Below are 9,057 nucleotides of genomic sequence, written 5' to 3' on the forward strand. Positions count from 1 at the left end.
CGAACGCTGGATGCGGCGCGCGGCGCCGGAGTCGCTGGACCTGGTGTTCCTGGATCCGCCGTTCGCGCAGGACCTGTTCCTCCCCGCGCTGGCCGCCGCGGTGCCGCTGCTGGCGCAGGGCGGGCTGATCTATCTGGAATCGCCGCATCCGGTGGAAGCGCCCGCGGCGCTGGGCTTGTCCGTGTGGAAGGAAGGGCGGGCCGGAGCGGTGCATTACCGTCTGTTGCGACGCGGCGGATAATCCGCGCCCATGACTTCGCAGACCCTGCTGACCGCCGTCTACCCCGGCACCTTCGACCCGATGACCCTCGGCCACGAGGATCTGGTGCGTCGCGCGAGCCGCCTGTTCGAGCGCCTGGTGCTGGCCGTCGCGGCCGGGCACCACAAGAAGACGATGTTCAGCGTCGAGGAACGGCTGGACATGGCCCGCGCGCTGGTGGCGCCGTATCCGAACGTCGAGGTGGTGGCCTTCAAGGGGCTGCTGCGCGACTTCGTGATGGAGAACGGCGGCAAGGTCGTCGTGCGGGGGCTGCGGGCGGTGTCGGACTTCGAATACGAATTCCAGATGGCCGGCATGAACCGGCAGCTGATGCCCGAGGTGGAGACGGTGTTCCTGACGCCGTCGGACCATTACCAGTTCATCTCCTCGACCTTCGTCCGGGAGATCGCCACGCTGGGCGGCGAGGTCTCCAAGTTCGTCTCGCCGCTGGTGCGGGAACGGCTGGAAGACCGCATCGCCAAGAACCGCATGGAGCAGTAAAGCCATGGCGTTGATGATCACCGACGAATGCATCAATTGCGATGTGTGCGAGCCCGAGTGCCCGAACCACGCGATCTCGATGGGCGAGGAGTACTACCAGATCGATCCGGGCAAGTGCACCGAATGCGTCGGCCACTTCGACGAGCCGCAGTGCGCGACGCTGTGCCCCGTCGCCTGCATCCCGGTCGATCCGGCGCACGTCGAATCGCGCGAGACCCTGATGCAGAAGTACATCCGCCTGACCCAGCAGGCCGCCTGAGGCCCGCGTCGACCGGCCGCGGCGCTCAGAGCGCCCAGCGCTCGCCGTAGCCCGGCGGTCGCGGCCATTGATCGGCACGCGGCAGTGCTCCGGGATGCGCCATGGACCAGCGCCGCGCCAGCATCCAGCCACCATGGCTGACGACCAGCGCGCCGCCCGACCAGCCCGACGCGCGAGCCAGCAGCGCGACCAGCGTCTCGCCGCCTGCCGGCGCGTAGCGCGCGAAGTCCGCGACCCAGGCGTCGATCTCCGCCTTCGGGATCCCGGCCCACGGCCGGCCATCCCATTCACCGAAGTCGAGTTCCGCGAGCGCCGCATCCACCCGATGCCGCCAGCCCCAGCGCTTCAGCCATCGACCGACGTCGGCACAGCGCCGCAGCGGCGAGGTCCACACCTCATGCGGCAACCGGTGTCGCCGCGCATGGGCCTGGATGCGCCGCGCGAGGCGCTTGGCCCGGCGCCGCGCCACGGGCAGGTCGCAGCGCGCGCCGACGCACAGGCCGCTCGCGCCTTCCGGACGGGGATGCCGCCAGACAACGACGGCCCCGTCGGCGCGGGCCTGGGCATGGGAATAGGCATCGGAATCGGCATGGGCTTGCGCCTGCGCACGCGCCTGGACGCCAGAGCGGGCGTTGGCGTCGACACCGTCGCCCATCGTCAGTCCACCGGGAACAGCGGCGCCAGCGCCAGGAAGGCCAGCAGCGCGCCCAGCTCCACGACCTGCTGCGTCGCGCCCAGCGTGTCGCCGGTGTAGCCGTGCAGGCGGCGCTCGAGCATCGACTGCATGTAGAAGGTCAGCCCCGCAACGACCACCACCGCGCCCAGCATCAGCGGCACGTTCTCCGGCGTCAGCCAGGCGCCGACGGCCGTCGCCAGCACCACCAGGCCCAGCGCGATGCCCAGGCCCGGGCCGCTGATCTGCGTCGCCAGCGGCTTGGCCTTGGCGTGGTCGGCATCGCCGGCGTAGGGCAGCGCATGCAGCAGCCAGACCGGCGCGGCGCGCGACGCCACATGCGCCCACACGATCGCCAGCGCCGCCAGCGCCGGATCGGTGTCCGCCAAGCCCAGCAGCACCGCCGCCTTCAGGCCCAGCACCAGGATCAGCCCCAGCGCGCCATAGCTGCCGATGCGCGAGTCCTTCATGATGGCCAGCGCCTTCTCCCGCGACACCGCGCCGCCGAGCGCGTCGCAGCTGTCGGCGAGCCCGTCCTCATGGAAACCGCCGGTCAGCCAGACGCTGGCGGCCATCGCCAGCCCCACCGCCACCGTGGCCGGGAACAGCTGCATCGCGCCCCACAGCACCAGCGCCGAGCAGCCGCCCACCACCGCGCCGACCAGCGGGAAGTAGCGCGCGCACTGCTGCAGCCAGGCCGGCTCGAAGCCGACCCAGCGCGGCACCGGCACGCGGGTGAAGAACTGCAGGGCGATGAAGAAGAGGCGAAGCTGATGCATGAACGCGGAACCGCGGAATTCCGAAACCCGGAAATCCCGGGAAAGCGGCCGCGATGATAGGCCGCTTCAGCGCGCCCGATCCCGTGCCAGCAGCCCCTCGTAGGCGATCGCGACGTTGGCGCAGAAGATGTCCAGCATCTCGCGCCCTTCGTCGTCGATGGGATCCGACAGCACCATGTACAGCAGGCTCTCGTTGCCCGAGTGCGTCTGGTAGTAGCCGATGAAGCGCCCGTCCTCGAAGCGGCTCTCGCGCGTGACCAGCGCCTGGTCCAGCGCGTCGCGCACGTCGGGCGGCAGGTCGGTGAGGCGGTTGCCGGCCAGCAGCCCCTGGTACTCGGAGGTGGCGGCCAGCACCTGCAGCCGGCCCTCGGCATGCGAGGCCGCGTACATGCGGCTCGCGCACAGGCCCTGCGCCTGGTAACCCAGCATGTGGCCGACCTGCTCCAGCAGCGCCGATGCGAAGTGGCGCAGGTTGCTCGAGTCGTGGATCTGCGTGATCGCATCGATCGAGCGCCGCAGCGCCGCGCGCGACTGCGACAGGATCACGATGTCCCGGTAGGAACGCAGCGCCGAGTAGAAGACGGTGATCAGCTTGCGCTTGGTCAGCTCCGTCTTCTCCTTGTAGTCGTTGATGTCGTAGGTCTTGATGACATGCTCTTCGGGCGCCTGGCCCGGCTGTCCGGTGCGCAGCACGATGCGCACCTGCGTGTTGCGCAGCTCCTCGCGGATGAAGCGCGCGACGTCCAGCCCGGCGTGCTCCGACTCCATCACCACGTCCAGCAGGATCAGCGCGATGTCGTGGCGGTCGCGCAGCACGTCGCGCGCCTCGCTGCCGCTGTAGGCATTCAGGAACTGGAGCCGGCGCCCGGCGAACTCGAAGTCCGCCATCACCAGCTGCGTGACCTGGTGCACGGCGGGATCGTCGTCGACGATCATCACCACCCACGGATCGAGCACGCGGCTCCGGCTCTCCTCCCCGGGTTCCGGCAGCTCGTCGGCGAACACCATGTCGGTCATCGGTCCCTCCCTGCGGGCTCTTGATGTGCCGGCATTATCAGCAGCGGCCGTGACAAGGGAATGCGGACATGCACGCGGGCGCGGCGCGCCGCGTGACCGCCCGCACGGTTTCGGCGCTCGACAGGGCGCCCGGCCGCCAGCGCGCGGTCAGCAGAGCACGGTCAGCACGGCGGGTCCAGCGGCACGGGGCCGGTGCGGTCGCGGCCCTGGCGGGTGCGTTTGGCCTCGTACATCCGCATGTCGGCGCACTCCATCAGCGCCGTCGCGTCGCGCCAGTCTTCCGGGCAGCGCGAGGCGCCCATGCTGGCGCGCAGCCGCAGCACGCGGTCCAGGTAGGCGAAGGGCCCCTCGACGGCCGTCTGGATGCGGTCCAGCGTGGTCGCCAGCGTCGAGGCCGAGCCCGCGTGGGTCAGCAGCACGGCGAACTCGTCGCCGCCCAGCCGCGCGACCGTGTCCGACTCCCGCGTGGCCATGGCCAGGCGGCGGCTGAACTCGATCAGCGCGGCGTCGCCGGCGGCATGGCCGAGGCTGTCGTTGATGAGCTTCAGGCCGTCCATGTCCAGCAGCAGCACGGCGATCGGCGGATCGCCGCGCTCGACCTCCGCGGTCGCATGCCGCAGCCGGTCCATGAACAGGGAGCGGTTGGCCAGGCCGGTCATGTCGTCGTGGGTGGCGCGGTGGAAGAGGTCGTCGCGGCCGTAGCGGGTGGCCCAGTACATCGCGGCGCCCAGCACCTTGGACATCAGCGAGAGCACCTCCACCTCGCGGTTGCCGAAGTTGCGGGTGCGGGCGGAGAAGGCCTTGAGCACGCCCACCGGCGTGCCCTGGTGCGACAGCGGCAGCACGACCATCGAGCGCAGGCCGACGCGGCGGCAGGCCTCGAGGTCGACCCGGCCGTCGGATTCGACGTCCTCGCAGATCAGCGGGATGCCCTGGCGCAGGCAGGTGCCGGAGAGGCTGCCGTCGCGGCGCACCCGCACGCCCAGCTGGTGGGAGGCGGCGCCGGCGACGGCGCGGTAGACCAGGTCCTCGCCCTCGGCCAGTTCGATCGCGGCGCCGTCGGCGTCGACGAGCTCCAGCGTGCCGTGGACCGACAGCGACATCACGCCGGCCAGGTCCAGTCCCAGCTGGGCGACCTGGCTGTGGATCTCGATGATGCGGAGAAGCGCTTCCCGGCTCGGCATCGAACGCCCCGAAGAGAACCGCTCCCTGGCCCCTGCCGGCGGCCGCGCGCGCACTGTCGTGCGTCGATGCGCGGCACCTTGCCAGCGTGGCGCCAGTCTAGACCTCGTGCCGCCGCGATTCATCCCCTGTTTCTGGTGAAAAGGGGGTTGACGTCCGCCGGCCCGCGGCAATCTCCGGATGCCGGCGATGTCTTTACGCCATGTCTTTACGCAGTCGGGACAGGCGGTGCGCAGAATCGCGACCCATGCCCGACCACCAATCCGCTCCCGCCGGCACACCCGCCGCGACATCCACGGCGACATCCGCGGCCCCACCCGCCGCGATGCAGCCCTTCACGCCCTACCAACGCCTGGCCGCCGGCCTGATGGCGCTGCTGCAATTCGCCGTCGTGCTGGACTTCATGATCATGTCCCCGCTGGGCGTGATGATCATGCCGGCGCTGCGGATGAGCGCCGGCGAGTTCGGCACGGCCGTCTCGGCCTACGCCTTCAGCGCCGGCATCGCCGGCCTGCTGACCGCCGGCTTCGCCGACCGCTTCGACCGCAAGCGGCTGCTGCTGTTCTTCTTCGGCGGCTTCCTGCTGGGCACGCTGTGGTGCGGGCTGGCCACCAGCTTCGTGTCGCTGCTGGCGGCGCGCATCGTCACCGGCCTGTTCGGCGGCGTCATCGGCTCCATCGTCATGGCCATCACCGCCGACCTGTTCCCGCCCGCGCAGCGCGGCCGCGTGATGGGCCTGCTGCAGGGCGGCTTCGCGGCCAGCCAGGTGCTGGGGCTGCCGTTCTCGATCTTCCTGGCCTCGCGCTTCGACTGGCATGCGCCGTTCATCGCGATCGTGCTGTTCGGGCTGCTCGCCGCGCTGGTGATCGCGACCCGGCTGCAGCCGGTCAATGCGCACCTCGGCGCGGCCGGCACCGGCCGGCACAGCGCCGGGCGGCACCTGCTGCAGACGGTGCGGGTGTCGCGCCAGCAGCTGGCCTTCGCGCTGACCGCGCTGCTGACGACGGGCGGCTTCATGCTGATGCCCTTCGCCAGCGCCTTCGTGGTGCACAACGTCGGCATCCCGCTGGATCACCTGCCGGTGATCTACCTGGTGACCGGCCTGTGCACGCTGGTGTTCTCGCCGCTGATCGGCCGCATGGCCGACCGCGTCGGCACGATGCCGGTGTTCTACGCCGGCTGCGCGATCACCATCGCCACGGTCGCGGTCTACACCCACCTGGGCCCGTCGCCGCTGTGGCTGCTGATCCTGGTGAACGTGGTGATGTTCGTGGGCATCTTCTCGCGCATGATCCCGGCCCAGGCGACCCTCGCCGGCGTGCCCGCGCCGGAGCAGCGCGGCTCGTTCAACGCGATCAATTCGGCGCTGCAGCAGCTCGCCGGCGGGGTGGCCTCGCTGGTGGCGGGCCACATCGTCCACATCGGGCCGGACGGCCACGTCCAGGACTTCGGCCAGGTGGGCTACGTCGTGATCGGATCGACGCTGGTGGCCGCGCTGCTGATGCGCCAGCTGGTGCGCGGCCAGCCGGCAGGCGGCGCGCCCTTGACGGCGCCTTCACGGTGAGTCCGGTTATCGACCCGTGATTGATTTCACGGAAGGGTGCGGCTTGCGCCTGGGCGGTAGGGAACCGGTGGTCGAGCGGCGGTGGCTGGTGACGCTTCGGTGAGGACGTATCCCTAGAATTCAGGGTTTTCACCGACCCGAACTTCGACCATGTCCTCCGCGATCCGGCGCCTGAGCGGCGTCCTTGTCATGTCCGCCGCCGCGCTGACGTCGCTGTCGGCCAGCGCCGCCGGCTCCACCATCGACACGATGGCCCGCATCAAGGAGACCCGCACGATCACGCTGGGCGTGCGCGAGACGTCCCGTCCGTTCTCCTTCGTCAACGAGCAGAAGCAGGGCCAGGGCTACACCGTCGAGCTGTGCCTGGCGGCCGTCGACGAGATCAAGAAGGAACTCAAGCTGCCCGAGCTGAAGGTCGAGTACGTCGTCGTCTCGGGCGCCGACCGCATCCCCAAGCTGCAGAAGGGCGACATCGACCTGGAGTGCGGCTCCACGACCAACACCAAGGCGCGGCAGGAGCAGGTCGACTTCAGCTACACCGTCTTCGTCGCCGGCATGCGGGTGCTGCTGCCCAACGGCACCCGGGTCGAGACGACCAAGGACCTGGACGGCATGACGATCGCGCTGACCAAGGGCACCACGTCGGAGAAGCTGTTCAACCAGCTGAACAAGTCGGGCGAAGCCAAGATGCAGCTGGTGCAGTACGCCAGCAACGGCGATGCCTTCAAGGCGCTGCGCGAGGGCAAGGCCCGCGCGTTCGCGCAGGACGACGCGCTGCTGCTGGGCCTGACCTCGAAGGAGAAGGCGCAGGACAGCCTGAGCCTGGGCGGCATGGCGTTCTCGGTCGAGCCCTACGGGATCATGATGCGCAAGGGCGACACCCGCCTCGGCTCGATCGTGGACCGCGTGCTGAGCCGCATCTACGCCAGCGGCGAGATCGACCAGCTCTACGCCAAGTGGTTCCAGACCTCGTCGCTGTCGATCCCGATGAACCGCCTGACCCGCGACGGCTTCAAGCGTCCCAACAAGGAAGCCGGCGTGGCGATGCTGCTGGGTTACTCCATCTGATCCGCGAGCGTCGCTCGAGGAACTCCGGCGGGCCTCAGGGCCCGCTTTGCATTTCTGGCACTCCCTAGGGCTGGGGAGAGGCGGACGGACGCATCGCCGTGACACTGCGCGCTCCTCATTGCCGCAGGATCGTCATGCGCCTGGATGCCTTCCGCCGTTGCCTGATGTCGTGGATGCCGCGCATACCGCGAGTGCCGCGGGTGCAGTCGATGCCATCGACGCCACCGCTGTCATTGGTGGGGCTGATGTTCCTCGTGCTCGCCTCGCCCGTCCGCGCGTACGACGCCCCGACCGGCTGGACGATGCGCGTGGTCGATGACGGGCTGCTGCAGCAGCCGGCCGACCTGCCGCCGGGCAAGGTGATGCAGTTGTGGGCGGCGCCGCCGCTGGAGGTCGGGCGCGCCCAGGGCCTGGACGCCTTCGCGCGCATCCGTGAGCCGCTGCGCGGGCTGGGCGCGAGCGGCCAGCCCGCCTGCCGCGCGCCCGAGACGCTGACCGCCGGCGTCGTGGTGCAGAGCTGCGTGGTGACGGTGGCGGGCGCCGCCGTCGAGACCCAGGTCTACATGCGCCCGCCGCGCGACGGCAAGGTCGAATGGCTGCGCATCGCGTTCTCGCAGGAGGAGGCGCTGCTGCAGCGCTACGGCGACGGCCTGAAGTCCATCACGGGCAAGTCCAACGAGCTGTGGCCGACGCTGCGCGCGCTCGCCGGCGACGACCGCCGCCGGCGTGAGGAGGCGGAGCGCAGCGCCACGCTGGAACGCCGCGCCGCCGCCGAGCGCGCGATCCGGGCCGCGCCCGGCAAGGGCGTCGCGGACAAGGACATCGCCTTCCTGCTCTGGACCTGGTACCAGCCCAGCGGCGAGAGCCTGGTCGAGCACGTGCACCTGCTGCTCAAGGACGGCAGCGGCTACCAGCGGCTGGACCTGCCGCCCGACGAGCTCGACATGGCCGGCGCGCGCCGCTTCCAGCCCGAGCGCGTCATCCAGTGGCGCCGCCAGGGCAACGAGTGGCAGATCCGCGACCACGACGACAAGGACTGGCGCACCGTGCAGGGCCGGCCGGCGCAGCCCGCCGAGGCGGGGCAGCGCGTGGACGGCACCTTCACCCACTCGTGGTACTCGATCCTGGGCGGCGGCAGCTCGCAGAACCGCTTCCACTTCCATGGCGACGGCCAGTTCGAGCAGAGCGGCCGCGCGGTCTTCGGCACCGGCTCGATGGCCGCCGCGGCCGGCGTGACCGGCATGGCGACGACGTCCTACTCGCGCGGCGGCAGCACGGGGACCTCGTCGGTGAGCGCCGTCGGCGCCGGCGCCGGCGGCGGGACGACGCAGCGCCGCAACGGGGCCGATTTCACCGGACGCTACCGGCTCGAGCGCTGGGCCATGGTCGTCGAGCGCGACAACGGCGAGCAGCAGCGCGTGCTGTTCGCCTTCAGCGGCCCGGAGCGGCGGTCGGTGTTCATCAAGGACACGGGCTACTCGAAGTAGCCCGGTCGGCGGCTGCCGGAAGCCGAAGGCCGGCTCCGGCTCCGCACGCCGATGCCAGCCGCGTTCAGACGCTCATGCGCCGAGCGCCCACACGCTGTGCGGCGCGCCGTTGCGGGCGCGATGCCGTGTCGCGCGGGCGAGCAGAAGCAACAGCGCGGCGCCGAGCAGCGCCGTCAGGTCGACGGTCCACAGCAGCAGATCGCCGCGCAGCAGGCGCGGGCCGAGCATCGCGGCGTCCGCCAGCGCGATGCAGCCGGTGAGCGCGGCG

Annotated in this window: 10 protein-coding genes and 1 pseudogene; 6 read left to right on the plus strand and 5 right to left on the minus strand. The window is 70.7% G+C overall.

Features of this window, described 5'->3' with window-relative positions; genetic code table 11:
• The 3 genes from FUT87_RS21205 to FUT87_RS21215 all read left to right on the plus strand — a co-directional run.
• Positions 1-241 (plus strand): RsmD family RNA methyltransferase (locus FUT87_RS21205; RefSeq protein WP_186830675.1); only part of this gene is annotated, 241 nt, incomplete at its 5' end.
• Between the two features lie 9 nt (positions 242-250).
• Positions 251-760: a pantetheine-phosphate adenylyltransferase gene (gene coaD / locus FUT87_RS21210; protein WP_175538158.1), complete on the plus strand. Its 510-nt coding sequence runs from the start codon at positions 251-253 to the stop codon at positions 758-760.
• Between the two features lie 4 nt (positions 761-764).
• Positions 765-1,019: a YfhL family 4Fe-4S dicluster ferredoxin gene (locus tag FUT87_RS21215; protein ID WP_091721249.1), complete on the plus strand. Its 255-nt coding sequence runs from the start codon at positions 765-767 to the stop codon at positions 1,017-1,019.
• Positions 1,020-1,044: 25 nt separating this feature from the next.
• Here the strand turns inward: FUT87_RS21215 and FUT87_RS21220 are convergent, their stop codons facing one another.
• The 4 genes from FUT87_RS21220 to FUT87_RS21235 all read right to left on the minus strand — a co-directional run bounded on the left by FUT87_RS21220 (position 1,045) and on the right by FUT87_RS21235 (position 4,672).
• On the minus strand, positions 1,045-1,674 hold the full coding sequence (locus FUT87_RS21220) for a histidine phosphatase family protein (RefSeq protein WP_147242305.1): 630 nt from the start codon (positions 1,672-1,674) through the stop codon (positions 1,045-1,047).
• Between the two features lie 2 nt (positions 1,675-1,676).
• Entirely contained in the window at positions 1,677-2,471 is a 795-nt protein-coding gene (locus tag FUT87_RS21225) for an adenosylcobinamide-GDP ribazoletransferase (RefSeq protein ID WP_147241507.1), read from the minus strand.
• Between the two features lie 66 nt (positions 2,472-2,537).
• On the minus strand, positions 2,538-3,488 hold the full coding sequence (locus FUT87_RS21230; protein ID WP_147241508.1) for a DUF3369 domain-containing protein: 951 nt from the start codon (positions 3,486-3,488) through the stop codon (positions 2,538-2,540).
• Positions 3,489-3,649: 161 nt separating this feature from the next.
• Positions 3,650-4,672, minus strand: a complete 1,023-nt coding sequence (locus FUT87_RS21235; RefSeq protein WP_147241509.1) for a sensor domain-containing diguanylate cyclase — start codon at positions 4,670-4,672, stop codon at positions 3,650-3,652.
• A 323-nt stretch (positions 4,673-4,995) separates the two neighbouring features.
• Here FUT87_RS21235 and FUT87_RS21240 point away from each other — a divergent pair, with 323 nt between their 5' ends.
• From FUT87_RS21240 to FUT87_RS21250, 3 genes are all read left to right on the plus strand, one after another.
• The gene (locus FUT87_RS21240; protein ID WP_186830676.1) at positions 4,996-6,234 is read left to right on the plus strand and encodes an MFS transporter; all 1,239 of its coding nucleotides are present in this window, start codon (positions 4,996-4,998) and stop codon (positions 6,232-6,234) included.
• A gap of 150 nt (positions 6,235-6,384) precedes the next feature.
• The gene (locus FUT87_RS21245; RefSeq protein WP_147241510.1) at positions 6,385-7,302 is read left to right on the plus strand and encodes an amino acid ABC transporter substrate-binding protein; all 918 of its coding nucleotides are present in this window, start codon (positions 6,385-6,387) and stop codon (positions 7,300-7,302) included.
• A gap of 245 nt (positions 7,303-7,547) precedes the next feature.
• Positions 7,548-8,789, plus strand: a complete 1,242-nt coding sequence (locus FUT87_RS21250; RefSeq protein ID WP_147242307.1) for a hypothetical protein — start codon at positions 7,548-7,550, stop codon at positions 8,787-8,789.
• Between the two features lie 72 nt (positions 8,790-8,861).
• Here FUT87_RS21250 and FUT87_RS29140 read toward each other — a convergent pair.
• A pseudogene (locus FUT87_RS29140) lies at positions 8,862-9,057 on the minus strand (PepSY domain-containing protein); the annotation flags it as partial.

It is taken from the genome of Mitsuaria sp. TWR114 (genome assembly GCF_007997345.1).